This is a genomic window from Pseudomonas sp. WS 5010 (assembly GCF_012985565.1).
Classification (GTDB): Bacteria; Pseudomonadota; Gammaproteobacteria; order Pseudomonadales; family Pseudomonadaceae; genus Aquipseudomonas.
The window spans coordinates 436,316-459,313 of record NZ_JAAQWQ010000006.1; the positions used below are offsets into that span (position 1 = coordinate 436,316).

Consider the following 22,998-nt stretch of genomic DNA (forward strand, 5'->3'; position numbering starts at 1 on the left):
GGTTACCTCGAACTGACAATGATGCTTGCGCCCAGCGACCCGCCGAACCGCCTGGTATTTCCCCTGAGTTTGCAACTGCTCCAGCGCCCCAGGCACCGATCCTCGGCCGGGTTGTCCGTGGGTTGGTTCTTCTTGTCGAACATCGCCGCTCCCGTATAGGCGCAGGCCTCCTGCCTGTAACCGCCACGGCAGGCCCACCGGCACAATTTGGTGATCTGCTGGGAGGGCAGCATCTGCCCTTCCATGTCCGTGGGACTGGAGAGCGAGAACGTCACAGAAATCCCAGGGAGCGCTTCGGTCTTCTGCTCGATAAACCAAAGGTTCGTTTTCGCCTGGTTGCTGGCTTCAGGGTTTCCCTCGGGGAAGTTGGCTGCATCGAGGAAGTGACGGAACGTCTCGATCACCCTGACTCTGGCCCCGGCCAAATCGCGGAATTGCAAACACAGCGCCGTGATCGCGCCGCGCACACCGCCGAGCTCGTCATCGACCTGCAGCGTTGGAGTTGCAGGTCGACCATCTCCCCGGATATCGAAACCCTTTGAGTCAATCTGGAGCGGCGAGTAAAGCTGGCCCTGCCAGATGATGTCGCCTTCATGGGCGTGGCCGTGGAAGCGCCAGAGCAAACCGCCAAGGCGCGTAGCGTCCAACTCGTAGAGCCTGATCTGGTTGCCAGGCTCTAGCTTTTGGATATCGTTGTCGTAATTCATAGAGCCCCAAAAACAAGAAACCCCGCACTTGGCGGGGATTGGTGATGATTAGGTTCGAGGGTTGAAGGCCTGTTTAACGGTGAAGGTGACGGTGTAGATGTTTGCGCCCAGGGCTTTCTTCTTGTACCCGTTCACCCGGTACCAGCCCTGGGGCTCGCCAGGCGGAGAGTAGCGGAACGCCTTGTAGCCTTCGTGCCGGTCAAGGAATTTCAGCAGCTCAGGTAACTCCTCGCCTGGCACATCTTCGCCGGTGTGCACCAGATTCCAAACTTGGCTTTTGGTGTTTATGCCAATTCCTCCGGCCTGGACCATCCCATCACCAAACTCGTTTTCCCAGGTGCGCTGGCTGACATCGCCATCAGCGCCGACTTCAACATCAAAATCAAAAGTCTCAGCAGTCATCGCTTCCACAGCAATCCCCCCTGCCCCATCTCGCGCTGCAAAAAGCCCCTGAACTGCGTTTCCTGCCCGGCACCGATCATCTCGCCCTGGCGGCGCGCGTCCTGGTCACTCATACCCGGTTGGGCCTGAACCGTGACCTGAGGGCTGTACACAATCTGCGTAGGCCCACCCGGCGAGGCACCGCCACCGCCTGATCCGATCATCCCTGGTCGGCCATCGCTCATAGCCTCCAGTACTCCCGCGCCGATCTGCGCTTGTGGTTGAGCGTTGTTCAGCCCGCTGTCGATTCTGGACAGCATGGCATCGAGCTTCGCGCTGGTTTGCGCGGTTGTTACCCGCTCGCCCCTTTGCAGAAACCAGCTGCCATCTTCAGGAACCGAGTCGATACCGTCGTGCGCCATACCTGCCAGCGCGGTCATGCCCACGGCCGAGGCCAGCGGAGCGGTGACCGCCATGGCTGTAGCCATCGCCGCCGGCGCCGCCGCTGGCCCAATGATCGGAATGGCCGCAGTAGACGCAAAGGCATTGAGGCCTGCCGTTAAAGACATGGCCTGAGCGTTTGCGCCCAGCATCCCAGCCGCGCTCGACTGCGTGGTCTTCCCCACCAGCATCTGAATGCCTTGGTAGATCAACCACTGCGCCGCCATATCCCCCAGCGCCTTCAACATCGACTTGGCGAAGTTGCCGACCATATCGCCCAGCGCGTCACCAGCATCCTCTGCACCGCTGGCCACGTCCGAGAAGAACGTGCCAAGCCCGCCAGTGGCTTCGCTCAACGCCGTATTGGTGATGTCAGTGGCTTGAGCCGAGTAGTCCCGCGCGGCATCAGCATAGTTTGCCCACGCCTCGTTGACGCCGTTCATCCAGTTGGTTTGCTGCTCGTCCGTTGCGGCGTAGAAGTCCTGCTGGTGCTGCAAGCGTTTGTCGTACTCACTTTTAAGAACTGCTGTTTCTTTGGCGTAAAGTGAGTCCGTGATCTGGTCGGTATTGTGCAGCTCCTCAAGGTTGGCCACATCAGCTGCATATTTTTGGCGCAATGCCAGATCAGCACGCATCCGGTCGCGGGCCTTGTCACCCATTCCGACGCCGGCCAACTCCTGGTCGAACCCGTCCTTGGAGGTCTGGGTGGTCAGCGCCTGAGCGTTCTTGAACGCCGCCAGCTTGAGGGCCTCCTCATTGGCCTTCTGGATCTCTTTGAGCTTGTCCAGCTCAGCAGCCAACCCCAAGAGTTCTTTCTTACGTGCTTCGCTCAGGTTGCCGAGCTTTCCTTCCTGGAGTTCGAAGGACAGCTTCATCACCTCTGTGGCGTCTTTCTGCTTGTCGCCCGTGGTGTTGATCAGCTCGATCTGACGCTTGTAGCCTTCCTCGGCGGTATCAAACGACTTGAGCTGCTGCTTGGCGGCAGACTCGATGGTGCTCGAGTTCTTTTGCTTTGCCTTTGTTGCCGCGTCGTCTGCAGTTTTCTGAGCATCCTTGGCGGCAGCGGCCGAACGAATAGCAACGATCTGCCCTTCGGTTAGCAGAGTGTTCTCACGGATAAATCGGTTGGCCGCTTCGAGATTGGTTTTGTCCTGGGCGGTGGCCAACTGCTTCAATAGCTGATCGAGATACTTTTGTCCGGCCTGGGCAGCACCCGCCCGAGCCGCAGCATTATCGCGCTCTGCACGGGTGTTGGCGTCCGTCTCGCCGGTAAGTTCAGCCAGTGCAGTTTTGAGCTGGGCGATAACTTCTGCCTTATCGGCCGCGGCGCCACCACTCTTCTCAAGGGCGTTGGCCATCTCAGCCGTAACACCAGGGACCTCTCGCACCTGGTCGGCCACAGCCTTCCAATCAACAACCATCCCTGCAGACTGATCGGACGAGGCTTTCTTGATGATATCCATTGCCGACTGAAACTCTGCCGGTAACGGAGCGATACCCCCCATGAAACCTGACGCGCCAGCGAGACCGGCGTTTGTCAGGCTGCTCTGAAATTCGAAGGCGATTGAGCCCGCCGCAGTGGTCAGATCGCCCTCAGCATCCTCAATGGAAGCCTTCAGCTCCCGGAGGGTGACGGACTGCGTAGCCCTATTGAGCTTATTGAATCGCTCAACCAGTTTATCGATCGGGTCGCCGAGATCCCCCAGCTTCTTTTCAAGTACGCTGGTGTTGTCACGCAGAGTGATGAATGCAGTCGCGGCGCCAATAGCAAGAGCGGCAATTCCAACTGGGCCGCCAAGAAGACCGACCAAGCCACTACTTGCACGCCCAAGGCCTGCTTGAGCTGCAGAAACAGCAGTGGTCGCCCTCGCCTCAACCATTCGCGCTTCCGCAAGCTGGAGAGACATTTGAGTTTGGACGGCAGTACCGCGCGCCGCCACGGCCTCTTTCTGAGCGAGAAACACCGTTGTCTGCGCTTTTTGCTGCTCGGCCTGGGCAGCAAGAAGAACGGCGGTAGCCTGTGCTTTTCGCGCTGCGGCATCCTTGTAGGCGGCGTAGGTTGCCACAGCGGCAGAGTTTGCCGAGGTTACGCCATACCGGGTCAGGGCAGCGATCGCGGCAAAAATTGCGATATCAGCCAGCGCTGAAAAATTATCTCCAAGTACGGCAATGCCGCTCCCAAGCGTACCCGTGAAACCAATTGTCTCGTCCAGCTGCCCGATGTACACAGTGAATGCGTTTGAGAGGTTCTGCAACGCATCACGAACTGCGACGCTCATGCTGTCCGCTAGTACGCCATTGGCCTGGGCGGACCTCTGCAACCCCTCAGTTAAAACATCAAGACTCAACTTGCCTAGAGAGCCGAGGCTGCGAATCTCTTCAGCAGTCTTTCCTGTGGATTTAGCGATGGTGTCAACAACAGTAGGCATGGCTGCCAAGATCGACTGCCACCCATCCGCTTCAACCTTGCCCGTCTGAAGCGCTTTCGAATATGCATCGATGGCAGAGCTGGCCTTGTCCGCTGATGCAGAGTTAGTCACCAGCAAGAAGCTGAAGCTGTCCATCACATCCAGCGCCTGGCCAGTGTTGTAACCCATGGACTTCAAGCTGTCCGCTGTACGGATGTAAAGCTCCTGTGCCTCTGCCAGCGGGCGATAAGTGCGCTTCGCAGTGTCCAACAGGCGCTGCTGCACCAGGTCGTACTCGCCTACGCTGCTGGTCGCCATGCCAATACGATCAGACATCTGACCATAGGAGTCGGCAGTCTCAATAATCTTTCCGATTGACGCCGCACCAATGGCAGCCGCAAGCGCGCTCTTTATCAAACCGGAGGCATTTACGGCGTGCTCGCCAGCACGATCAAAGGCGGCATCCACTCTCCCCAGGCTTTTGTCGATCTTGCTGGAGGCCTGGCCGACAGTGGAATCTGCTCGCGCCATCTCCTGGCGCAGCTGCGCCGTGGTGGCCTCAATGCGAACGAGCATCCCCTGTACGTCGGTATCGGCCATGTTTTTCTCCAGAAAGCAAAAAACCGCCCTAAGGCGGCTTTCGATGTTGGGCGGTAGTTTAAAATTTGCAGGCAGCGCGAACTTCTTTCGTTTCTTCCAAAACTTTGGACGTATCAAACTTCGCGGTGATCTCACCAGACAATGTTGAAGCTCTGGCGATGAAGGACTTACTTGCTGCCAACCTATCGAGAAATGGAGGAGTCAAGAAAGGATAGAAGGTAGATTTTCTGTCAGTAGATGGCTCCCACTTATTGGGTTCGTGCGGATCGCTATCTACCCTGATATCGACCAGGGAGTCTGACTCTATTCGACGATTCCAGCTTAGGTAGAAATCCATCTTTCCCGCAGTGCACCGAAAGTGCATCTCAACCGGCTCCTCATTGCCGTCCGAAATAGGGCCCGACTTGAGGACGGATGATCTAGAAACAACATCGGTGAAATCATCTTTTTTTTCTGAGTGAACCCACTTCCAGTAAGGCAATCGGGCCAGTAAATCCTCCCCCTTTTCTTTCTCGCAGCCCGTAACAAAAGTAGCGAGCAGGATTACCGCAATAGCTCTCATAGGTTTCCCTCCTAGGAAAGCCAGAACTATATCAAGCTAGCTTGCCTGACGCCCAGTCAGCGCCTGGCGCAGCTTGTCCGCCACAGTCGACGCGGATGGCTTGCCTGCCTTGGGCTTGGCCTTACCGCCGCCAAATGGGTTCGTCATCTGTGCCCACTCAATCTTGGCGTCCATGGCCAGGAACAGTTCAGGCATTGGCGTGCGCCACGCCAGATCGGGAGGCCAGCCCAGCCACCCCGTGGCCACTGCGTAGAGCCGGTCAACATAGCTGCCGTCTTCTACGGCACTTACGCCGCCGGCCTGGCCTTTCCCGTGCTCGGGCCTTTCGGGTTGTACAGCGCCACCAGGTAAGCGTTCAGTTGCACTGACACCTCCAGCACACCAGCCTGCCAAACCTGTTCGGCGATAGCCTCGGCAGCCTTGCCTTTCAAGCCTGCGCCGCCGGCGATGATCACCGCGCAACCGTCGATGCTCAGGGCGTTGATTGCCTGGGAGGCGCCGCGCAGCCCGCCGAAGTGAGCCTCAATTGCCCGAACCGCCCCAAGCGTAGGCTGGAGCGTGTACGTCTCGTCATCGAGCTTGATGTCGACGGTACCGTGAAGAGTCTTGCTCATGTTTCGAATCCTTGGGGTTTGGGGCCGAAGCCCCGCAGGTTAAGGGGCGGCAGCCGGGAGGATTTCCAGGATGTCGGAGTTGATGCCGATGGTGACGTTGCGGCGAACCACGTTATCAGCCGCGCCGGCGGCGACGGTGTTGTTCATCACCTTGCCGCGCAGGTAGAAGGTGGTTGGCAGCAGCGGCGACGGGGTGGCATCAGGATCGCCATCGTTCAGGGTGATCTTGATGTTGTAGTCACCTTTGCTGCGATCCTTGTGGGCGATCTTCAGCTTGGCCTGGCCCAGGTCACCGTTGTCGAGGCCGACCGCCAGGGTCAGGTCGCCGGCATCGGCGGTGCCCTTGTATTTGCGCACGCGGCCATCGCGCAGCGACGTGAAGGTCACAGAGCTGAACGTATCACCGAACTCGCCCAGGTCTTCCACCTCGCCGATATCGACATAGGTGTCAGCCTTATAGAGCGCTTCGGTGTCCGCGCCGTTCTTGCTGCCGATGCCGATCCGGCAGCCGGCGGCTGTGTTGAGGTTGTCTTCGGCCATGGGGGTTCCTCCAAGGGCACATTGGATAAAGCCGCAGGGCGGCCGGGGTTTTTGATTTAGTGGGTGGTGATAACGCGGACCGTGACCGATCCCTGGTACGTGACGCCGTCGGCATCGCGCTGGGCGTCGGCTTGCTCGACACGGACCGATACTGCCCGGCCAACCTCTAGCGGCAGCCGTCGTTCGTCCAGGGCCGCCACAACCTCGCTGAGGATTCTTTTAACTTCCGCCTGGCCAACGGCATCCGACCACACCGAAAGGTAGATCAGGCGCTGCTCGCGCTTCCTGCCGGCGATAGGTGAGATGTTGGTGGATATCTCCCGGTCGAACGAAACGTACGGCATCGGCGCATCCATTGGCGCGCCATCATGAATCGGGCACGACACTTCGGCGTCCAGCCGAGCGAACATTGCTTCCTGCAACGCGACAGATACATCAAGCATCACTTGCTCCCATGCTGGCCTTGCGCAAGGCGTTCAGGACAGCGGCGCGAATGCTGGCCAGGACGAACTCCCGGTTCACATCCATCGCCGGGCGCAGCCAGGGGTGAGCCGGACGGGCCGGGATATCCGGGTAATTTCCGTAGAAGGTGGTTCCGTCTGATTTGTTCTTGGTATCCCTGGCCCGCAAAGCGTTACGACGACCGCCCATCTTCGACTTGTCGCGGTTGTTGGTGTGCCCGCCAATAGAGTTTCGGTCGGCGCGGCGATACAGGGTGCCGCTGTAGCCTTTGGTCCCGTACTCGGCGAAACGCAGATAGAAGAACCGCCGGTTGTCGCTCTTTCCTCGAATCCCGATCTGCGCGTCCAGGCCGCTCTTTGAAACGAACGCCCTTAGCGCAGCAGCTGCCGCGCCAGTGTCCTTTGGAACCAGCTGCTTCATCGTGGCAAGAATCTTGTCGGCCGCTTCCTGCATTGCGAGCCTGAGCTCGTTATCCGTCGTTGCGTGGATGTTGCGCAGCGTTCGGCGCAACTTGAAGTCGCCGGACATGCGGGAGCGGCGGACAGCCATGGCCTACTCCTTGGCTCTGGCCGGCTTTTCAGTTGCGGGCGCTGCTTCGGGTACAGGCTCCACCAGGCCGCGCGCGACAAGATCGGCGCCGAGTTTGGCGTCGACCGTAAACTCTTCACCCTTCTCCCGGTCGCCAGTGGCGCCGGACAGGGTGCCCAGGGCAATTACTCTCATGATTAACCTCTATGGGTTGGGTACGTTTGAACACGGCAGCCGAAGCATCGTGCTCTCGTTGTCGATCAGCGCAGCGCCGATCAGGTAGGTGGTGGTGATTCCTTTTGCCGTATGCACCAGGCGATTGCCGGCCACCGCGTCAGCCCTGGGGCGAATGCGGATTTCGGCGATGATTACCGCCGTAAGCCTTTCAGCAACAGGGGCGATGCGGCCTGTTGGCATAGTGATCTCAGCCCACAGCTTGCCGACTTCGACCCAGGTGACATCGGAGCCACCTGATTTGTTCTTGGTGAGCACCGGCTTGAACATCGTGCAGCGGTGACGCATTGGGCCTGCTCTCATCAGAAACGCTTCCTAGGCCAGAGAAGACGGTCAACAGCCAAAGGGACTGCCGATGAAATGGTGCCGATCACGACCGCCTCCCGGTTGGCATACCAGTGGCCGACCAGCAGCAGCACTGCCTGCTCAACATCCGGGGTAAAGCCCATCTGCTCGGGACCGGTCGGCGCTCCCTCGACCAGCTCCCGGTCACAGTGCATTGCGACATGGGACTTGGCGGCCTCGAAGTAACCGGTGATGAGCGAATCTTCCTCGTCGCCGTCCACCTTCAGGTGGAGCTTCACGCGCGCCAGGTCGATCATTTACTTGGTCTCGCTGGGCTTAGATTGCTTGTTGGCCTTGGGTGCGGAGCCTTCCTCGTCGAGTGCAGCCAAACCCTTTCCGATCAAGCGATGCGCGTATTCCTCATCTTCCAGGTCGAGAACCTCGCCGGCGGATACTCGGCCGTTGTTCACCTTGACCTTGTCAGGATCGCCTTCGAAGCCCCACAGAACTTTGACTTTCATAACCTTCTCCACAAAAAAGGGGCCGTCAGGCCCCGGGATCAATTCGACACAATCAAGCCTGAGGCTTGAAACGGCCCTTCACGAACGCGTAAGGGCGGCGCACCGCCAGACCCAAACGCTCCTCGACCAAGATGGCGCGCTTGTTCTTGATGAAGTCGTCGTTGATCATGCCGACCTTGATGGTGAACGCCATGCGGTCATAAATCCGTGCGCCCTGGGCGAAAGAGCCCGTCAGGAACTCGCCACCGGTGGTGGTGCCATCGCCTTCGTCCATGCTGTCGGAAGCCACAATTGGGCGGCCCCACAGGATTGGAGTAACCAGGCCTTGCAGGTTGGCAAACAGGTAGCGGTTCTCGCCGTCCTTTTCCAGCTCGATGTTCATCCAATCCAGATCGGTCATCACCACGGCATCGGCAGAACGCTTCGATTGCTTGCCGACCTGGTACAAGGCACGGCGGACGGTGTCGATAGCGGTATCATTCGCCTTGCTCAAGGCAGCGTTGAACGCTGTCGCCTGAGTCATGATGCCGTTCATGTTCTTGCCGATGCCATCGCCCTTGAGGATTTGGCCTTCTTTCTTCAGCTTCAGGTCATAGCGCAGCAGCTCCTGAATGTAGCTGTAGAGCTGCGGCACGTCGTCCAGGGCTTCGTCGGTTACCGGCATCCAAACCGCGATCTTCTTGATGGTGTCGGTGGCTTCTTCGAAGGTCACGTCGCTGGAAGGCTTCGCTTCACCCTCACCGACCATGCCTGCGCCCAGGGTGTGGAGCAGTTCCTTGAAGTAAGTGAAGGTGGTGCCGGTAACTGGCGTCGACGGAATCAAGTCCTGGATAACCAGGTTCTGCCGTGGCTTGTCCTGAATGACTGGGTCGTACTGAGGAGCAACCAGACCGGCGCTGGTCACCTTGGCCTCGGACATGGTCGCCATGGCCGATTTGGTAACTTCGATTTCGGCGCGGTCCTGCTTCTTATCGAGCAGCGCTTTGTAATCGTCGTTGCCTTTAACGAAGTCAATGAAGCCCTTCTGCTCGCCGCCCGGGGAACGCAGACGAACACCCTTTTCTTCGAGCTTCTGAACCTGCTCGATGACGCGCTCGATCTCACCCTTTTGGTTTTCGATCTGAGACTTAATGTCCTTGGTTGCAGCGTTGCCCTTTTCGAGCTCCGCCGACACATGGTCATATTTTTGTTGCAGCCCACCGAAGCCCTCGGAGAGTTGTTTTTCCAGGGCTTCGCGAATTTCTTTAACATCAGCGGTCATGGCTGAACTCCAAATTGATTTTTGAACAGGCTGGATATTTCTTTCAGCTCATCCACGATCGCCGTGGCCGCCGTCCCACCATCACGGTGTACGGCGGAATAGCCGAGCGAGGCGACTGCTGCCGCCTCCTTTTGCGAGAGCCCCATGCGTTCGCGCAGGGCTGCTTCAAAAAGTCTGATATCCGACTTCACGTCGGTAACCTTTGCCTCTGGGTTCATACCGAAAGGCACGATCGAGGCTTCCCACAGTTCAGCAGCACTGATCAGCCGCACAGTGCGGCCGTCGCGCTCTTCAAACGTGGCCTTAATGGTGTTGAAGCCGATGGACATACTGTCCAGCGTCTCTTCCTTCATGAGCTCGTATGCGTCACGGGCATAACTCACAGCCAGGTTGATCTTGCCTTTGAGGTAAAGTCCATGATCGTCTTGAGTGAATGCCGCAGAACCCACAAGCCGGGTCAGATCATGGAACAGCGCCAGCTTCAGGCGCCCCCCGCGCGTGGTCTTTACCTTCGTGAAGGCGCCCGGCAGGATCACGTCGTCACCCAGATCGATGTTGTTGAACACCGCGGCGTATCCTTCAAAGTTTCCCGCGTCGTCCATCCCTTTCAGCTCAAACGGGACTTCAATCTTTGACATTTGTTTGCATCTCCCACCGGGTGACCCGGTCGTATTCTTCGCCAACCAGCGGAGGAAGGTTTTCTTTGCGCCGAACTTCGTTGATGGTCATCCAGCCGGATCCGCCAGAGCCGCCCAGGGCGCTACCGTAGTAGGTGGCCCGACCAGCGCTGTCAGCCCGCAGAATGCCTTCCACCACGAACTCGACGAACTGAGTCGTGCCGCCAAAGAGCTTGTCGTTGATCTCGTCCTCGATCGCCTTGATGTAGGGACTGAGGCCGAAGGTGATAAAACCACTGGTTTGCTGCTCCAGGTTGGAGCCCATGATCGAGGTCTTGCCGGCGCGGTTGGCCAGGTACAGCGGCACGCCCCAGATTCCCGCAAGGGCTTCTTCCTGAAACTGCTGAGACTCAATGAATTGGCTGTCTTTCTGCGTCATGCCGGCAGGGACAATCTTCGGGCCACCCTGAAGCAGCCCCATTTTCCCGATGTCCTCTACATCCCCATCACGAATCTTTGGGAACTTGTCGAGCACTTGCGCCTGCTGTTCCGCAGTCAAGAAGTTGTCGTAGATGACGTACCCGCCGGTGAAGCCGCCTTTGCGCATAAACCGCGACGACCAACTCTGAGCCGCTTTTGCCAGGCCCATCGCTTCCTTCTGAAACTCAACCGGGGACAACCCGTTGATTCCATCCGCGCTGAATATCTTGAAGTGCAACATGAACTCCGGAGATACCGGAAATCGTTCACCCTTCAAGGTCACCCAGTAAATCAAGTCATCGTCGGTGTTCACCTCGACAGAGTCGGCGCCCAGCGGGATAAAACCGATGAACTCGCCTGCATCGTTGCGCTCGATCAGTGCAAAAGCATTCCCGCGCAGCGCCATGTTGACGATGATCGCTTTGATGAAGTTGAGCATTGTCATGTACGGGTTTGGCTTAGCCAGTAAGCGCGCCGCACGGCTGTTACCTTTGGCAAGAGCTCGCCCCGCCGGGAGATCGTCGTAGAGCTTCAGGGGAAGACCCGACACTGTCTCGCTGAGTATTTTTACGCAAGACCAGACAATGGGAATCGCCATCGCCTTCTTGGGTGTAACAACTTCACCCGAGCGCGTCTGGCCGCCGATTTCGTTATTGACCTCGATGTACTGGCCTGTTTTGGGATCGTTGAAGCCGAAGAAACTCCAGCTCATCGGGTTGTACCAGCGAGAAGCCATAGTGAGCCTATAGAAGTCCGGAGAATCCGTTTTTGAGATAGTGGTCGATGTCGCCCTTGACCTCTTCGGGAGCGCCAAGGGTCGCGCCGAACGCCATTGCCAGTGCCGACATTCCGTCGATGCGGCCGGTCGCCTTGTCCTTTGCAAACTTTCGGTTGCCTGCCGGGTCTTTCTGGATCACCGCATTGGATGCGCACATGGTCAGCACCGGGTGCATACCGTGGCTTAGCCTCCCGTTGAGCAGTTCCGACTCCAACGCATCAATGGCCGGGGTCATGTCCTTGTAGCCTTGGCCGTACTCGACCAGAGGCAGCGTGACGCCCTGAGCCTCGGCATCCCGCTTGAAGAGGTCGATCCGGTATCGGTCGAACGCAATGGCCTGGATGTCGCCGCCGAGCTCGGCAAGGATCCGAGCGATATCGGCGGCAACGTAGGCATAGTCCACGGTTGCGCCCGGGGTGGTCAGTAGCAGTCCCTCCCGAGCCCACACCTCGTACGCCTCCCGGTCACGCTTGGCGCGCTCGGCAAGGCCCTGCTCAGGCGTCCAGAAGAATGGCCAGACACTCCAATTGCCGCCGCATTTGCCGATGACGACGAAGGCCGTAAGGTCAGTCCTGAACGAGAGGTCAAGGCCGCCGTACAGATCCATGCCATCTGGGCTATCCGGATCATCGCCGCAGCCGACCCAAACACCTTTGGAGACGAAGACGGAAACCGTCGACACCCGCTGATTCAGGCAAAGGTTGCGGAACGTGTTCTCCGAAGCAGGCATCCGGTCGGCACGCTCTGCCTGCTTCTCAAGATCTGCCAGCGAACGGAACGAACCAAGCGCCGGGTTTGCAGCCTTCCACCCTTCGCGGTCGGTGACCTTGCAGTCCTTGGGCGCCTGGTAGACGCGGCTGACGATGTGCGGGTCTTGAGACTTCTCCGCGTCGTCGAGCCAGATGCTGAACAGGTCACTGTCCTGCGCAGCCTGGGTACTGATCGCAATCAGCAGCGGCGCCGCGTGGGCGCCCTGTGCTGTCGTGATCGCGTCAATAAAATCGCTTTGCGGGCCGCGCACCTGACCAATCTCATCGAGGATGGCCAAGATCGGCGACAGCCCGTGCGCGGTTTTCCCTTCGGCGGATAGCGCTCGGTACTCCACGTTCAGCGGCGTGCCGATCAGTGTCTTGCTGCTGGGCACGATGTGAATCAAAGACTGCAGCTCTGGGTTGAGCTGGATCATCTTCACGGCCAGCTTGAACACAAGGCCGGCCTGTTCACGACTCATTGCGCCCGATACGATCTGAGAGTTCTGCACCGCCTCGGGCCCAACGATGTGGGCCAAAAGGATGCCGGCGATCAAACCCGTCTTCCCGTTTTTCCGGGCAATGCTGAGAAAGGCAGTGCTGGTGCCAACAGGGTTGTCGTAGACATCCAAGATGAATTCTTTCTGGAACGGATCAAGCACCAGAGGTTTGCCAACATGCTGACCTTCAGGCACGCGACAGTACTTCTCAATGAACGCGATGACCTTTTCGCCACGCGTCCTGCGCTTGACTGCCATCAGTGCATAGCCCTCGGAATGAGATCCTCGTCATCCTGCGCAGCAAGAACCTTCTCGGCCTCGCGCTGCTTGGTCGCCTTCTTGCCCTGGTCGCGGGAATCACCCTGAGTAGCCTGGGCATGAACCTGTAGCGTCCGACTCAATGACACGGCCCGACGACTCAGCGTTTCCAGCAGGCTGTGCTTTGGGTTGATGACCTGCGTGCCCCGGTCGTTTTTCAACACGTCGCCCTCCAGATCGATCTCCTTTTGCAGGCGCTCGATGTCAGAAAGGCACCGCGCGAGGTTGCCGGCCAGGACCAGATCGGAGTCTGTCCAACTATCACGCGTGCGCGCGCGCACAATGGAATCCCAAAATGGCTTGTCGCCTTTGCGTAAATGGACGAACCTCGGCGGCTTAATTGGACCGACACTGGCAGCCTGCATAGCGGCAACCGCCGATGTCGCGCTATCGGAGCGGGTGCGCTTGGCTGTCATAGATTTTCTCAATTCGTCCGCCGATGTGTTTTGGCTGGTTTTTCCGGGTTAGGAATGAAACAACAGGTCGAGGGCGGTCCTATACAGCGGAAAACCTCATAATTTACCCTCCCCCTGGGCCACTGGCGTGCCACATCCGGGGGTTTGGCGCGCCTCAAGATCGATTTTGATAGCGTTTATCAATCGCTCAGACGCGGTTCCAGTGGTGGTTAGGGTCAACAGGTATGCCTGACACGTCATGACCAGGCAGGATGCCGGTCCTCTCCTGTCGCTGCTTGGCGCCGTCATGGCAGGGCTTGCACAGGCTCTGTAGATTCCCAGCATCGAAGAACAGATTCTCGTCACCCTTATGCGGCTTGACGTGGTCGACGATGTTAGCCGCCTCCACAACATCAAGGGCGCGACACAGGCGGCAGGTAGGCTCGGTCTGTAGCTGGTGCCATCGCAACCGATACCAGCGCTTGGTCTTGTAGAGGTGATGCCAGGGTGATGTGCTCGCCACCGGCTTAAGCCTCTGCTGCGATCTTGATCATTGCCATGAGCGCACCAATAAGCGCCTTGTCGGAACGTGTAGCGATAGCGATCACCTCGGCTTCAGCCTTGAGGACCTCGGCCTGCTCGTCTGCCGACATCTCGGTGACCATGCCCTTCATCTGGTAGTACTCGGCACTGACTGTGCTCATGGGTTGTTCCTCATTGCGCGCCACGATTTGGCGCGTTCGAAAACGTGGCGCGGGTTAATCAACCTTGCGGCTGGGCAGCTTGAAGTCAGTGACCCGGTCAGCAATGGCGCGGATCTTCTCCACACCCAGGAAGCCAACCCAGCCGCCGACGAAGGTGGCCATGCTCTGGGGCAGGCCGAAGAACTCCAGGCCGCTGATGATGGTCAGGGTCAAACCACCGCAGATAGCACCCTCGACCAGCATCTGGCGTCGAGTGCCGCCACCGTAAGTGATCCGCAACACAGCCATCGCGGCAGACAACAAGGCGGCGCCGATCAAAGGGAAGTGCTGGCTAAACCATGCGAACGCGAACGCCCATGTGTCTGGTTTGTCTGGCATGTTCATCTCGATATCCTCCCGGTTAGGGAGTGAAGGAATGGATTAGCGGGATCGGTGAAGCAGGCCGCCAGGGAGAAGCTCAGAACGGATCACGTCCTTCACGATCTTCGCGAAGTCAGCCTCAAGCCCCTCGATATCAACCACAAGCTGGGCTGCGTGGCGGGGTTCAGCAGAGGCGGACGACACGGCATTGATCGCAGATGCGACACCGCCAGCCTTCAGTGCGGCGCCTGGCTGCCAATCCTTGATCGCTTCGGCCAAGTCGCCATCGTCGTCGGATCGTGCAGCATCCTTTGGATAGTCGACCTTGAGCGGTACACCGGAATACCCGCCGAATGGAATGCTGCATGCACCAAAGCGGCGCTTGCAGTCGCCAAGAGTTCCGCCATTCTTGTCCTGCTCAATGTCACGCAGCAGCGCTTCCGCTATCTCGCGCTTAGCCTGGGTAGCTGCTTGGCCTTTGGCCTGACCAATCAGGGAGTGCAGCTCGCCAAGCTTGGTAGCCAGGCTGTCGAGGCGCCCAGCAACTGCCCGGTTCTCAGCACCCTGCTTTTCCTTGAGTTCATCAAGGCGCTTGTTGATCGACCCTAAATTGGAGATCTGATCAATCTCTTCGCGCAACGCCTGATACAAAGGGGTCTTGCCGATGATGTCAGCGAAGTACTTATCAGTCGCTCCGGCCACCTTCGCCCTCTCCAGGCGATCAGCCAGTTCCCGCTCTGTTTCGAGGCGGGAGTAGCTCAGGAACAGACGAGCATTGAACGACTCATTGCCGTAGCTCGCGTCGAACTCTTCGAACTCAGCGGCGTGGCGATACTGCTCCGGCACCTTTTGCAGTTCTGCCTGCATGAACTGGAGCAGGTTGGCGGCATTTTTGGGCAAGTCCCACTTGCTCCAGCTGGACACCTCGACCGAAACCATCTGGCGCTCAGGCGCTTTGGCCGCGCTACCGAGGGTGCAGGTGTTGATTTCGAGCTTGCCCGTCTTCAGGTCGATCTTCAGGCCGGACATGCCCGGCACATAGTCATGGGATTGCAACGAACCGGACATTTGCTGTGCTCCAGAAATAGAAAAGGCCCGCCGATATGGCGAGCCTCAGAAATAAGTTTGATGTCTTTCCATCAGTCCACTTGATCCAGCCCCAATAGCACAGGAATGAGCTGCTCAAGCTGCCGGTGTTCTTCCGTAACGCGTGACTACCGGCTATACCGCGTCCAGGCCCGCCCGAAGGCCCACCCTGGCTATGGCTTCACGCACAAAATTCGGACATAAAAAAACCCAGCGGCTTAGGCTGGGTTTTCTCTGTGGTGTCGCGCTTGAAAAGCTGAACACGGTGCCATGAAAACAAGGCTATTCCGCGAGTGCAAGTTATTTAAGCGGCTTCGATGAATTTCTCCAATGAGCAGTCAATCCAGCCGACGCCCGTCTTGATGATCTCCCTGGCCTTGGCCTCACTCATGTCGTACTTGTTGCCGATCCGCTTTGCTGGCCACTTGGCTCCGTAGTAGAGCCAAATGAAGTCGCCCATCTCGGGGGCTCGCTTGCACAACCTGGCAACAGCACCATCAACGACGCTGGCCAGTTCGTCCGTGATGACGTAGGACTTGCTCGTCGACGGAATCATGTCCCTCATGATCGCCCAGGACGGTGACACATAGCTCGGTACGCCCATGCCATCCATGCGCCAGTAGCCCCACTGCTCAAGCATGTACTCGGTATCGCCCAGAGGGAGGCGTGCTGGTTTTCTGGTATTCATGCCGCTTTCCTCGGTGTTGGCTCATCAATGCCGAACAGCTCACGGAGCATCTTGTCGGCGATTTTGTTCTTGGCGTGCCCTTCGGTGATCCACCGGCGGGCATAGACCTGGAACCCAAGGCTGCCACGATGGTTTCCCCAGTCAGCGACCAGATCCATCAGCGCGGCGGCGCCGATTCGTCCATTGGGCTTGTCGAGCAGCAGTCGGTTGCCCTGCTTCAGGAAGTCCCGCTCGTCAGAGGTCAGGACTTTGCGCGGCAATGCCGCCGTCACGTTATTCATTTGCGGCACTCCCGAGGCTTTTACAAACCTCCACAATCACAATTTGTGGATGCAGGGCGCAGGCCCCGCAATCCGTGGCTTGTAGCGGAAAACGTGAATATCGGAATCTAACGCCTGTCTGCTCGGCATCTGGGCCTTGGGCGATTCTGTCTAACGATTTTCCGCCGTTCATAGCGTTGCACCCCGCACTTGCAGGTACTCGTTTGGCTTCATGTCGTTGCGCGCCTGGGCCGACACGGCGTGACGCCAGGCTCGATACGCCTCCTCCGGCGAATCACCAACACCTGCCCACGGATGTTCCTTGGCAAAGCACCAGAAGGTGCCACTGCGCCCGGTGATCCGCGCCTTCGGTAGTCGCCCAGTGAACCCGACCTTGTGCCGCGCCAGCCAGCACTCGACCGCCGGCCAGATGATCTCTTGCTCGGGCTTGGAGAAGTCGCCCTTCCCACCGTTGCTGTAGACCTCAGCCAGGCCGTAGTCCTTGTTCGCCACCCACAACATGAACCCGCTGGGGGTATGGATCAGCTTGTAACCCTTATGGCTCCAGGCCCAATCCAGAGGAAAGAGTCGGATTGATTCGGCAATCCGCTCGGCTTCGGGGTACAGGGGCGCCTTGATGACCTCCATGCCGGGCTCTAGCGTGAAAGCCTCACCACGCAGCGCTGCTGCATGGGCCTTCTCGATCTCTGGCTTCCGCCCCAGTAAACGATCAACCAGATTAAAATTTCTCATCGTTCCTCCTCCCCTTGTACTTGCTGGCGAGTGGGCGGCCCATCTCGACCTCTTCCTCTGATGGATACGGGTTGCCGATAAGCTCAACAAACCGGTGATAGGCGCCCTGGTGCTGCACGCGACATGAGCCCGTGGGCCCGTGCCTGTTCTTGTCGACGATCAGCTCTGTGACGCCAGCCTTTCCGGCGTCGGATTCACCATCGCGATGCACCAGGATCACCACGTCAGCGTCGGCCTCGATCTGCCCGGAGTCGCGCAGGTCGCTTTTGGTTGGGCGCTTGTTGGGGCGATTGCTCGGGCCTCGGTTGAGCTGGGCCAGCACCACGATGGGCACCGCCAGCTCTTTTGCCAGGCGCTTCAATCCTTTGCTGATCTCGGTGACCGTTTCGTATCGACTGGACGACTTGTTTTCGCCGTTGACCAGGCCGATGTAATCCAGGGCGACGAACGCCAGGCCGTGTTCGCGCTTCACTGTGCGGCAGATCTGCCGAATGTCCCGCAGTGTCAGCGACGAGTCGTCGCACATGATCAGCGGGGCATCCATCAGCTTGTTCACCGCCGAGGTTAGGCCCGGCCAATCAGCGTCGGTCATCGAGTGTCCTTCGCTGATGTGCTTGAGCTGGACGCTACCCACCGAGGCCAGCGAACGGTTCGTCAGTTCCACGTCAGTCATTTCCAGCGAGAACACCAGCGCCGGCTCGTTCTTGACCAGGGCGACACGCTCGGCAATGCCCAGGCCCAAGGTGGTCTTGCCGCTACCGGGCGTCCCGGCTACCACCACGACGTGGCCCGGGCAAATACCCGGAATGAACTCATCAAGCGACGGCAAGCCGGTATCGAACCCAAGGCTTGCCGTCCGATTGAATCGGCGGTCAATACCGTCGATTGCCTCGTTCAAAATGTCCTTAACGAATCGGTACCGGCGGCGCGAATCGAGCCCTTCCGCCTCAAGCGACACCCACGCCTGCTGGCCCTGGCTCATCACCTCGTCAAGCGGTTCACCGTCAATCAGACGCTGACTCATGATTCTTGCGGCAGCGATAACCCGGCGGGCAACTGAGCGCTGCTTGACGACTCGGGCGTATTCGTCAAAGTTCGCGGCGCTCGGTGTGTTCTGCACCAGCAGCCCCACAACGGCCACCGAGCTTTGCCCGTCAGCAAGGAAGGGGCGAGCCTCGCAGATGGTCACAACGTCCACCGCGCGACCTCTGGAGCGCAGCCCCAGCACCACTTCGAACAACTCGGCGCAGGCGGGATGGTGGAAATCCGCAATGGACAGCTTCCCCCCGGCCTCATCGATCAAGTCAGATTGCTGGATCATGCTGCCGATCAGGGCGTATTCAGCCTCATGGCTGTATAGCGCCGAATCGGGAACCTGCTGGTAGGACAATGAAGAGTCGTCAATTTCAGGGAAATCCATCATGCCAAGCCTCCCGACCGCGCCGAATTCCAGGTGAATGGCGCCAACAGACCGCCGTTCTCACGCAGTCGGTCGGCGGCGCGCGGGCCGATGAAGCTGTGCAGATCATCCGGTTTCTGATTGCTCACCAGGATCGTCGGCTTGATCAATTGGTAACGGCGGTCGATCACCTCATGCAGCAGGCTGGGCGTGAAGTCCTTACCCGGCCGCACGGAGTGCACGCCTACCTCGTCGATCACCAGCAAGTCGACAGAGGCCAATTCGTTGACCAGGTCCGTCTTGGACGGCCCCGAGTTGTTGCGGAAGCTGTCGGTCACGGCCTGGGTGATCGACTCGGCGGTGACGATCAGGCCGGAAAAGCCTTGGTTTCGGACAATGCACTGCAGAATTGCGCAGGCCAGGTGCGTCTTTCCGGTACCGATCTCGCCCATCAGCATCAAGGCGCGGCCATCGGCCAGGTGATCCTCGAAGCCCTCGGCATACTTGCGGCAGATACTCAGAGCACGCTGCTTGGCCTTGTCGTCGCCAGTGACATAGCTGCTCAGGCTGCACTTGCGAAAGCGCGGAGTGATGCCAGTGGCTATGAGATCGCTGTTAAGGCGCTCAGCTTCGACCTGAGCCACGACCTGCAAATGATCCTCACGATCCTTGGGCGTGTTGTACAGCGCTTGCCAGCGGCAGGCTGGGCAGGCGTTGAGCTTCCACGATCCGTCGAACTGCTCTACCAGCGACTGCTTGAAAGCGTTATGCCCTGGAGTGCCGCACGATCTTTCGCGGGTTTCAGCCAGTTCCGGCGCCTGGATGAATTTAGAAACGGTCATTGGGGTAGTCCTCCTGACGGTGGGTTGGCACGCTGAGGACGGCGCTTTGAGTTGAGGCGCCCCCATTGGCCGGCTTGAGCACGTCAGTCCAGCGCTCGCCATTCAGCCAGGTCGATGCCATCGGCACGTACTGGCCGTCATCCTTGGTCCAGTCGCGGGAAAGGCGGTGACTGCCCAGGGCGGTCATCAAGGTCAGGCGAAGCTCGGCGGACGGCTTGAGCTTCTCCCATGCCTTGCGGGCGTCCTTTTTCGACTTCTTGTTCGGGTACAGCTTCCAGAACACTTCGAAGGCTTCGGCAAGGTCCTTGTCGACCACAGGTTTTTCAGTACTTGCTGCTTTATTCAGTCCTTGCTTACCTTCAATACTTACTAGGGGGGGATTTACCGGCGACGGTTCAACCGGGCCCGGATAATCCGTCGCCGGTGATTCCGATACGGTGTAGGACCGTCCGCCGAACTCGCCACCTTCGGCGCGCTCAAGGAAGATTTGGAGGTAACCGGCCTGCTCCAACTCGCGGATCAACCCCCGAACAGCATCACGGCCTGATGCTTTGCCCAGGCAGTCTTTGGTCTGGCCGATCAGGTGGTGCGTGGACACTTCCCAGTGGTCAGGTTTGCCAAGGAGAAACACCAGCATTCCGCGAGCGCCCCAGCTCAGGCGCTGGTCCTCGCTGATCGCCTTGTTGAGCAAGTAGAAGTTTCCCTCAGGGCGAGGGGCGCGGATGATGCTCATACGTTCAGCTCCCGCGTTACCCGGCGCACGAAGTCGTCATAGCTCTCACTCATGACGAAGCCCGCCTGTTCCAGCATCTCGCGGTGAGCCTTGGCGCCGCTGTACATCAGCCAGCGCTTCTGCTCCGGCAGACCGGCGAACGAGGCATAGCTTGGCCAGGGGCCGGCGATTACCGGCGCTGTGGTGGGCTCCTGGGGGGGGGCGTGAGGGTTGGTGATGGTCATTGCAAAGTCTCCTGCTTGACCTGCACCACCTGCGCACCAGCGAACGGAGAGCCCTCCCCGAACAAATCTGGCAGGTGCTCTTCTGGTGCTGTCTTGATCCACTCGATCATCGCCAAGAAGCAGGCCTCGAACAGCGGGCCACCCTCGCCCCACTCCTCAGATTTCGGGCTGACGCTGTCCTCCAGTCGAGCAACGTAGATCAAATCAGCCAGGCTGCTTGCATCCTGACTTGCCTCCTCCCTATGAACGGGGTTGATGCTGAGCAGGTCGCACAGCCCTGAAAAGCCGATAGCCTCATAGGCGCCCTCAGCGTCCTTGATCAGGTTGTAACCGAACCCAACAAGACCCTGTTTAATGTCCTTGAGCTCATCGTCACGGTGGCGCTTGGACTTCTCAATCAGCATGTCCATCTGGCGCTGAACAAATGGGAGATACGGCTTGAGCTTCGCAGCCTCACGCCGAAAGATGCGGCGTTCGTCACGGATCTGCGCACGATGCCTCAGGCTGTTACGGATGACCCGGCGCATCAAAATGAACATGTCGCGCTGAGAAAGTGATTTACGCGCAATGCTGGCGATTTTCTGCGCAACTTCGAGGTTGATTGTGTTCATGCTTGTTCTCCGTCGGCGCCAAACAGGTCAGCCAGGTCAATTTGGTAAGCGTCCATCCAGGCGCCAGCGGGCCAACAGCGGACAAAGCCGAAAGTGGGATGGAATACTTTGGGGGCGGTGAGACCTCGGGCCTTGCACCAGCGGCGCAGGGGCACATAGCCGGACACGCCGAACTTGCGGCCGACGGCCTTCTCTACGGCGAGCACCGCCGCCTGCCGGCTTCCAAGGCCCAGGTCATCCTTGAGTTTTTGCACCTGTCGCACAGCAGCTGATGCTGTGGCCATCGCCGTGGCTTCCCGGCGCGAACCGATCTCTGCTTTGGTTTCGATAGCGCGGTCACGCTGCTGGGTGACGAGCTTGTTCTCGGCGATCAGGGCAAGCTGCTTGGTGGCCAGCCCCTGTATCACCAGCAGCTTGCCTTCGTCGGTGTCGAGCGAAACGTCTGCTAGCTGCTCTTCGAGCTTTTGCCAGCGGTCTACCAACGCGCCAGTGAACTCGGGGCTGAGTTGGGCGACCACAACGAGGCTGTCGCGCTTACCCTTCTCACCAGAGAAAAGATACTCAGTGGCCGGCCGGCCGAGACCGTCGAGGTATTCCACCATTGGTGGAGAACCAATTGCTTTTCGCTCGGCCAGCCTTTCGATGGTGCGCTTCACGCTATCGTGGCGAGACTCGACCAATTCGGCGATCTCGCGGGAGGACATGGTGACGGCATCGCCGCCTTGGAATTTGGCGATGGTCATTCTGGAATCTCCAGGTCGGTAGCCATGCGGCAGAAGTCGCTATGCGCCGCCTCTGCAAGAAGCTTGATTGCCTTCTGGATGCCGGACTCATTCAAGTCGTTGATCTGGGCCGGGTTATCCACATCGCCAGGCTCACCCTTGTAACCGCCGTTATTGAGCAGCACATCGGACAACAGGCCGATTGTGAACAGAGTCTCTTCAATGCTCTTCGCAACAGCTTTGTAGTTCGCTGGATTGGTCATGGTTGCACCTCCGATTCCCGCGCCACGTTTTCGGATTGCGATTTTTGTGGCGCGGGAACAAGGGCCGCGATCTTTCTGATCTGTTCAAACGCAGTTTCAAGAGTGGCTCCGCCGGAGTCGTCGAAATACTTAACGAGGTCGGTAAGTACGAGCACATCACCGCCGCCACTATCAACGTCGCGAGCGATGGCGCGAGCGATGGCGGCAACCCATTTGCAAATATCGACGTGAGCGAGTAACTGGAATTCGGCCTCTTCGATCAGGTCTTTGATTTGTTCTGCATTGGTATTCATGCCTGCTCTCCCACTACAACTTCGGCGCGCAGGCCGTAACGAACCTGCTGAATCAGTGCGTTCGCGGTGCTGGAAATGTGAGCCAGCGCCCGAAGTTCTGCGCAGGTCACGGGGTCACCGTTGTTGTTGGTGCTGAAGTCCAGGCGGTCGCAGAGGGTGGTCAAAGCGAGGTTCAAGTCACTGGCAAGAGCGAGTGACTGCTCAATATCTCCACCCGCACGGACTTGGAACACGTCGTTGTCGATGCCGCCAAAATCGATGCTCTTGAGCGCTACGGCTTGCAGTTGCGCCTTAGCGATCATTGGGCACCGCCTTGGCGATTGCCAAACTCAACAGGACCAACGCTGGCATCCACCAGCGCGGCCGAGGCTTCAATCAGGAAGCGCACACCGAAGATATGGTTCGTGGTCATGCCTTCGTCGGTCAGGCTGGTCATGATCTCCAGTGCCGACCCCATGAGCATCGAGGAAAGATTGAGCGCTTCTTTTGCCGGCTTCCCGCTAAGGACTTCGAGTAGCGACGATTCATAGTCGCCGTGAGAGAGTTCGTGGAACTGAGTGCCATCAGTAAGTAGCGCCTCTTGCGCTACTGGGTGTTTGTTGCTATTTTTCGTTTGCATGTTTTGTCCCTTCGAAAGACAAAGTAGTGCCAAAGCCACCAGTTCGTACCTGGTAGCAAC

Annotated in this window: 35 protein-coding genes; all 35 read right to left on the reverse strand. The window is 58.7% G+C overall.

Going from position 1 to position 22,998, the window contains the following annotated elements:
• Positions 1-2 precede the first annotated feature (2 nt).
• Positions 3-707 (reverse strand): phage minor tail protein L, encoded by a 705-nt coding sequence (locus tag HBO11_RS22065; protein ID WP_170058959.1) that lies wholly within the window; start codon positions 705-707, stop codon positions 3-5.
• Positions 708-755: 48 nt separating this feature from the next.
• Positions 756-1,109: a phage tail protein gene (locus HBO11_RS22070; protein ID WP_170058997.1), complete on the reverse strand. Its 354-nt coding sequence runs from the start codon at positions 1,107-1,109 to the stop codon at positions 756-758.
• The gene (locus tag HBO11_RS22075; protein ID WP_170058960.1) at positions 1,106-4,537 is read right to left on the reverse strand and encodes a tape measure protein; all 3,432 of its coding nucleotides are present in this window, start codon (positions 4,535-4,537) and stop codon (positions 1,106-1,108) included. Before HBO11_RS22075 ends, HBO11_RS22070 begins: the two co-directional genes overlap by 4 nt.
• A 58-nt stretch (positions 4,538-4,595) precedes the next feature.
• Positions 4,596-5,099: a hypothetical protein gene (locus HBO11_RS22080; RefSeq protein WP_170058961.1), complete on the reverse strand. Its 504-nt coding sequence runs from the start codon at positions 5,097-5,099 to the stop codon at positions 4,596-4,598.
• Positions 5,100-5,135: 36 nt separating this feature from the next.
• Positions 5,136-5,345, reverse strand: a complete 210-nt coding sequence (locus HBO11_RS22085) for a hypothetical protein (protein ID WP_170058962.1) — start codon at positions 5,343-5,345, stop codon at positions 5,136-5,138.
• A gap of 41 nt (positions 5,346-5,386) precedes the next feature.
• The gene (locus tag HBO11_RS22090; protein WP_170058963.1) at positions 5,387-5,713 is read right to left on the reverse strand and encodes a hypothetical protein; all 327 of its coding nucleotides are present in this window, start codon (positions 5,711-5,713) and stop codon (positions 5,387-5,389) included.
• 39 nt (positions 5,714-5,752) lie between these two features.
• Complete coding sequence (locus HBO11_RS22095; RefSeq protein ID WP_169872368.1) at positions 5,753-6,253, reverse strand: hypothetical protein; 501 nt, start codon at positions 6,251-6,253, stop codon at positions 5,753-5,755.
• Positions 6,254-6,309: 56 nt separating this feature from the next.
• Complete coding sequence (locus HBO11_RS22100; protein ID WP_170058964.1) at positions 6,310-6,696, reverse strand: DUF3168 domain-containing protein; 387 nt, start codon at positions 6,694-6,696, stop codon at positions 6,310-6,312.
• Complete coding sequence (locus tag HBO11_RS22105) at positions 6,689-7,264, reverse strand: HK97-gp10 family putative phage morphogenesis protein (RefSeq protein ID WP_170058965.1); 576 nt, start codon at positions 7,262-7,264, stop codon at positions 6,689-6,691. The genes HBO11_RS22100 and HBO11_RS22105 overlap by 8 nt, the downstream gene beginning before the upstream one ends.
• A gap of 3 nt (positions 7,265-7,267) precedes the next feature.
• Positions 7,268-7,438 (reverse strand): hypothetical protein, encoded by a 171-nt coding sequence (locus HBO11_RS22110; RefSeq protein ID WP_170058966.1) that lies wholly within the window; start codon positions 7,436-7,438, stop codon positions 7,268-7,270.
• 9 nt (positions 7,439-7,447) lie between these two features.
• Entirely contained in the window at positions 7,448-7,765 is a 318-nt protein-coding gene (locus HBO11_RS22115; RefSeq protein ID WP_262381086.1) for a head-tail adaptor protein, read from the reverse strand.
• A 14-nt stretch (positions 7,766-7,779) separates the two neighbouring features.
• On the reverse strand, positions 7,780-8,079 hold the full coding sequence (locus HBO11_RS22120; RefSeq protein WP_170058968.1) for a head-tail connector protein: 300 nt from the start codon (positions 8,077-8,079) through the stop codon (positions 7,780-7,782).
• Positions 8,080-8,283 (reverse strand): hypothetical protein, encoded by a 204-nt coding sequence (locus tag HBO11_RS22125; RefSeq protein ID WP_170058969.1) that lies wholly within the window; start codon positions 8,281-8,283, stop codon positions 8,080-8,082.
• Positions 8,284-8,335: 52 nt separating this feature from the next.
• Positions 8,336-9,544, reverse strand: a complete 1,209-nt coding sequence (locus tag HBO11_RS22130; protein ID WP_169872361.1) for a phage major capsid protein — start codon at positions 9,542-9,544, stop codon at positions 8,336-8,338.
• A complete protein-coding gene (locus tag HBO11_RS22135; protein WP_169872360.1) occupies positions 9,541-10,182 on the reverse strand; it encodes an HK97 family phage prohead protease in 642 nt (213 codons plus the stop codon). The genes HBO11_RS22130 and HBO11_RS22135 overlap by 4 nt, the downstream gene beginning before the upstream one ends.
• Positions 10,169-11,377, reverse strand: a complete 1,209-nt coding sequence (locus HBO11_RS22140; RefSeq protein WP_170058970.1) for a phage portal protein — start codon at positions 11,375-11,377, stop codon at positions 10,169-10,171. The genes HBO11_RS22135 and HBO11_RS22140 overlap by 14 nt, the downstream gene beginning before the upstream one ends.
• Positions 11,378-11,384: 7 nt before the next feature.
• Positions 11,385-12,926, reverse strand: a complete 1,542-nt coding sequence (locus tag HBO11_RS22145) for a terminase TerL endonuclease subunit (protein ID WP_170058971.1) — start codon at positions 12,924-12,926, stop codon at positions 11,385-11,387.
• Positions 12,926-13,402, reverse strand: a complete 477-nt coding sequence (locus tag HBO11_RS22150) for a TerS protein (protein WP_170058972.1) — start codon at positions 13,400-13,402, stop codon at positions 12,926-12,928. The genes HBO11_RS22145 and HBO11_RS22150 overlap by 1 nt, the downstream gene beginning before the upstream one ends.
• Positions 13,403-13,589: 187 nt before the next feature.
• Complete coding sequence (locus HBO11_RS22155) at positions 13,590-13,904, reverse strand: HNH endonuclease signature motif containing protein (protein WP_169872356.1); 315 nt, start codon at positions 13,902-13,904, stop codon at positions 13,590-13,592.
• A 4-nt stretch (positions 13,905-13,908) separates the two neighbouring features.
• On the reverse strand, positions 13,909-14,085 hold the full coding sequence (locus HBO11_RS22160; protein WP_169872355.1) for a hypothetical protein: 177 nt from the start codon (positions 14,083-14,085) through the stop codon (positions 13,909-13,911).
• Between the two features lie 54 nt (positions 14,086-14,139).
• A complete protein-coding gene (locus HBO11_RS22165; RefSeq protein WP_169872354.1) occupies positions 14,140-14,469 on the reverse strand; it encodes a phage holin, lambda family in 330 nt (109 codons plus the stop codon).
• 36 nt (positions 14,470-14,505) lie between these two features.
• Complete coding sequence (locus tag HBO11_RS28725; RefSeq protein WP_262381087.1) at positions 14,506-15,513, reverse strand: hypothetical protein; 1,008 nt, start codon at positions 15,511-15,513, stop codon at positions 14,506-14,508.
• A 322-nt stretch (positions 15,514-15,835) separates the two neighbouring features.
• Entirely contained in the window at positions 15,836-16,219 is a 384-nt protein-coding gene (locus HBO11_RS22175) for an antiterminator Q family protein (protein ID WP_169872353.1), read from the reverse strand.
• On the reverse strand, positions 16,216-16,500 hold the full coding sequence (locus HBO11_RS22180; protein WP_169872352.1) for a hypothetical protein: 285 nt from the start codon (positions 16,498-16,500) through the stop codon (positions 16,216-16,218). The genes HBO11_RS22175 and HBO11_RS22180 overlap by 4 nt, the downstream gene beginning before the upstream one ends.
• A gap of 168 nt (positions 16,501-16,668) precedes the next feature.
• Positions 16,669-17,232, reverse strand: a complete 564-nt coding sequence (locus HBO11_RS22185) for a hypothetical protein (RefSeq protein WP_170058973.1) — start codon at positions 17,230-17,232, stop codon at positions 16,669-16,671.
• Entirely contained in the window at positions 17,219-18,655 is a 1,437-nt protein-coding gene (locus HBO11_RS22190; protein WP_170058974.1) for a DnaB-like helicase C-terminal domain-containing protein, read from the reverse strand. Before HBO11_RS22190 ends, HBO11_RS22185 begins: the two co-directional genes overlap by 14 nt.
• The gene (locus tag HBO11_RS22195; RefSeq protein ID WP_170058975.1) at positions 18,652-19,473 is read right to left on the reverse strand and encodes an ATP-binding protein; all 822 of its coding nucleotides are present in this window, start codon (positions 19,471-19,473) and stop codon (positions 18,652-18,654) included. Before HBO11_RS22195 ends, HBO11_RS22190 begins: the two co-directional genes overlap by 4 nt.
• Positions 19,460-20,206 (reverse strand): hypothetical protein, encoded by a 747-nt coding sequence (locus HBO11_RS22200; protein WP_170058976.1) that lies wholly within the window; start codon positions 20,204-20,206, stop codon positions 19,460-19,462. The genes HBO11_RS22195 and HBO11_RS22200 overlap by 14 nt, the downstream gene beginning before the upstream one ends.
• Entirely contained in the window at positions 20,203-20,430 is a 228-nt protein-coding gene (locus tag HBO11_RS22205) for a hypothetical protein (RefSeq protein ID WP_170058977.1), read from the reverse strand. Before HBO11_RS22205 ends, HBO11_RS22200 begins: the two co-directional genes overlap by 4 nt.
• On the reverse strand, positions 20,427-21,041 hold the full coding sequence (locus tag HBO11_RS22210) for a hypothetical protein (protein ID WP_170058978.1): 615 nt from the start codon (positions 21,039-21,041) through the stop codon (positions 20,427-20,429). The genes HBO11_RS22205 and HBO11_RS22210 overlap by 4 nt, the downstream gene beginning before the upstream one ends.
• Positions 21,038-21,784 (reverse strand): Rha family transcriptional regulator, encoded by a 747-nt coding sequence (locus HBO11_RS22215; protein WP_262381088.1) that lies wholly within the window; start codon positions 21,782-21,784, stop codon positions 21,038-21,040. The genes HBO11_RS22210 and HBO11_RS22215 overlap by 4 nt, the downstream gene beginning before the upstream one ends.
• The gene (locus HBO11_RS22220; protein ID WP_170058979.1) at positions 21,781-22,026 is read right to left on the reverse strand and encodes a hypothetical protein; all 246 of its coding nucleotides are present in this window, start codon (positions 22,024-22,026) and stop codon (positions 21,781-21,783) included. The genes HBO11_RS22215 and HBO11_RS22220 overlap by 4 nt, the downstream gene beginning before the upstream one ends.
• Positions 22,023-22,319 (reverse strand): hypothetical protein, encoded by a 297-nt coding sequence (locus HBO11_RS22225; RefSeq protein ID WP_170058980.1) that lies wholly within the window; start codon positions 22,317-22,319, stop codon positions 22,023-22,025. Before HBO11_RS22225 ends, HBO11_RS22220 begins: the two co-directional genes overlap by 4 nt.
• Positions 22,316-22,621 carry a hypothetical protein gene (locus tag HBO11_RS22230; protein WP_170058981.1) on the reverse strand — a complete coding sequence of 102 codons (306 nt, stop codon included), beginning with the start codon at positions 22,619-22,621 and terminating at the stop codon, positions 22,316-22,318. The genes HBO11_RS22225 and HBO11_RS22230 overlap by 4 nt, the downstream gene beginning before the upstream one ends.
• A complete protein-coding gene (locus HBO11_RS22235) occupies positions 22,618-22,938 on the reverse strand; it encodes a DUF3077 domain-containing protein (protein ID WP_170058982.1) in 321 nt (106 codons plus the stop codon). The genes HBO11_RS22230 and HBO11_RS22235 overlap by 4 nt, the downstream gene beginning before the upstream one ends.
• Positions 22,939-22,998 lie beyond the last annotated feature (60 nt).

Excerpts from the sequence above, each read along its gene's own strand:
- HBO11_RS22130 (WP_169872361.1), bottom strand. The coding sequence starts at position 9,544 with ATGACCGCTGATGTTAAAGAAATTCGCGAAGCCCTGGAAAAACAACTC.
- HBO11_RS22105 (WP_170058965.1), bottom strand. The coding sequence starts at position 7,264 with ATGGCTGTCCGCCGCTCCCGCATGTCCGGCGACTTCAAGTTGCGCCGA.
- HBO11_RS22100 (WP_170058964.1), bottom strand. The coding sequence starts at position 6,696 with ATGCTTGATGTATCTGTCGCGTTGCAGGAAGCAATGTTCGCTCGGCTG.
- HBO11_RS22095 (WP_169872368.1), bottom strand. The coding sequence starts at position 6,253 with ATGGCCGAAGACAACCTCAACACAGCCGCCGGCTGCCGGATCGGCATC.
- HBO11_RS22150 (WP_170058972.1), bottom strand. The coding sequence starts at position 13,402 with ATGACAGCCAAGCGCACCCGCTCCGATAGCGCGACATCGGCGGTTGCC.
- HBO11_RS22090 (WP_170058963.1), bottom strand. The coding sequence starts at position 5,713 with ATGAGCAAGACTCTTCACGGTACCGTCGACATCAAGCTCGATGACGAG.
- HBO11_RS22070 (WP_170058997.1), bottom strand. The coding sequence starts at position 1,109 with ATGACTGCTGAGACTTTTGATTTTGATGTTGAAGTCGGCGCTGATGGC.
- HBO11_RS22210 (WP_170058978.1), bottom strand. The coding sequence starts at position 21,041 with ATGAACACAATCAACCTCGAAGTTGCGCAGAAAATCGCCAGCATTGCG.
- HBO11_RS22225 (WP_170058980.1), bottom strand. The coding sequence starts at position 22,319 with ATGAATACCAATGCAGAACAAATCAAAGACCTGATCGAAGAGGCCGAA.
- HBO11_RS22165 (WP_169872354.1), bottom strand. The coding sequence starts at position 14,469 with ATGAACATGCCAGACAAACCAGACACATGGGCGTTCGCGTTCGCATGG.
- HBO11_RS22115 (WP_262381086.1), bottom strand. The coding sequence starts at position 7,765 with ATGCGTCACCGCTGCACGATGTTCAAGCCGGTGCTCACCAAGAACAAA.
- HBO11_RS22110 (WP_170058966.1), bottom strand. The coding sequence starts at position 7,438 with ATGAGAGTAATTGCCCTGGGCACCCTGTCCGGCGCCACTGGCGACCGG.
- HBO11_RS22125 (WP_170058969.1), bottom strand. The coding sequence starts at position 8,283 with ATGAAAGTCAAAGTTCTGTGGGGCTTCGAAGGCGATCCTGACAAGGTC.
- HBO11_RS22185 (WP_170058973.1), bottom strand. The coding sequence starts at position 17,232 with ATGAGAAATTTTAATCTGGTTGATCGTTTACTGGGGCGGAAGCCAGAG.
- HBO11_RS22215 (WP_262381088.1), bottom strand. The coding sequence starts at position 21,784 with ATGACCATCGCCAAATTCCAAGGCGGCGATGCCGTCACCATGTCCTCC.
- HBO11_RS22135 (WP_169872360.1), bottom strand. The coding sequence starts at position 10,182 with ATGTCAAAGATTGAAGTCCCGTTTGAGCTGAAAGGGATGGACGACGCG.
- HBO11_RS22220 (WP_170058979.1), bottom strand. The coding sequence starts at position 22,026 with ATGACCAATCCAGCGAACTACAAAGCTGTTGCGAAGAGCATTGAAGAG.
- HBO11_RS22175 (WP_169872353.1), bottom strand. The coding sequence starts at position 16,219 with ATGAATACCAGAAAACCAGCACGCCTCCCTCTGGGCGATACCGAGTAC.
- HBO11_RS22200 (WP_170058976.1), bottom strand. The coding sequence starts at position 20,206 with ATGAGCATCATCCGCGCCCCTCGCCCTGAGGGAAACTTCTACTTGCTC.
- HBO11_RS22180 (WP_169872352.1), bottom strand. The coding sequence starts at position 16,500 with ATGAATAACGTGACGGCGGCATTGCCGCGCAAAGTCCTGACCTCTGAC.
- HBO11_RS22160 (WP_169872355.1), bottom strand. The coding sequence starts at position 14,085 with ATGAGCACAGTCAGTGCCGAGTACTACCAGATGAAGGGCATGGTCACC.
- HBO11_RS22120 (WP_170058968.1), bottom strand. The coding sequence starts at position 8,079 with ATGATCGACCTGGCGCGCGTGAAGCTCCACCTGAAGGTGGACGGCGAC.
- HBO11_RS22075 (WP_170058960.1), bottom strand. The coding sequence starts at position 4,537 with ATGGCCGATACCGACGTACAGGGGATGCTCGTTCGCATTGAGGCCACC.
- HBO11_RS22065 (WP_170058959.1), bottom strand. The coding sequence starts at position 707 with ATGAATTACGACAACGATATCCAAAAGCTAGAGCCTGGCAACCAGATC.
- HBO11_RS22235 (WP_170058982.1), bottom strand. The coding sequence starts at position 22,938 with ATGCAAACGAAAAATAGCAACAAACACCCAGTAGCGCAAGAGGCGCTA.
- HBO11_RS22140 (WP_170058970.1), bottom strand. The coding sequence starts at position 11,377 with ATGGCTTCTCGCTGGTACAACCCGATGAGCTGGAGTTTCTTCGGCTTC.
- HBO11_RS22190 (WP_170058974.1), bottom strand. The coding sequence starts at position 18,655 with ATGATGGATTTCCCTGAAATTGACGACTCTTCATTGTCCTACCAGCAG.
- HBO11_RS22230 (WP_170058981.1), bottom strand. The coding sequence starts at position 22,621 with ATGATCGCTAAGGCGCAACTGCAAGCCGTAGCGCTCAAGAGCATCGAT.
- HBO11_RS22080 (WP_170058961.1), bottom strand. The coding sequence starts at position 5,099 with ATGAGAGCTATTGCGGTAATCCTGCTCGCTACTTTTGTTACGGGCTGC.
- HBO11_RS28725 (WP_262381087.1), bottom strand. The coding sequence starts at position 15,513 with ATGTCCGGTTCGTTGCAATCCCATGACTATGTGCCGGGCATGTCCGGC.
- HBO11_RS22145 (WP_170058971.1), bottom strand. The coding sequence starts at position 12,926 with ATGGCAGTCAAGCGCAGGACGCGTGGCGAAAAGGTCATCGCGTTCATT.
- HBO11_RS22205 (WP_170058977.1), bottom strand. The coding sequence starts at position 20,430 with ATGACCATCACCAACCCTCACGCCCCCCCCCAGGAGCCCACCACAGCG.
- HBO11_RS22195 (WP_170058975.1), bottom strand. The coding sequence starts at position 19,473 with ATGACCGTTTCTAAATTCATCCAGGCGCCGGAACTGGCTGAAACCCGC.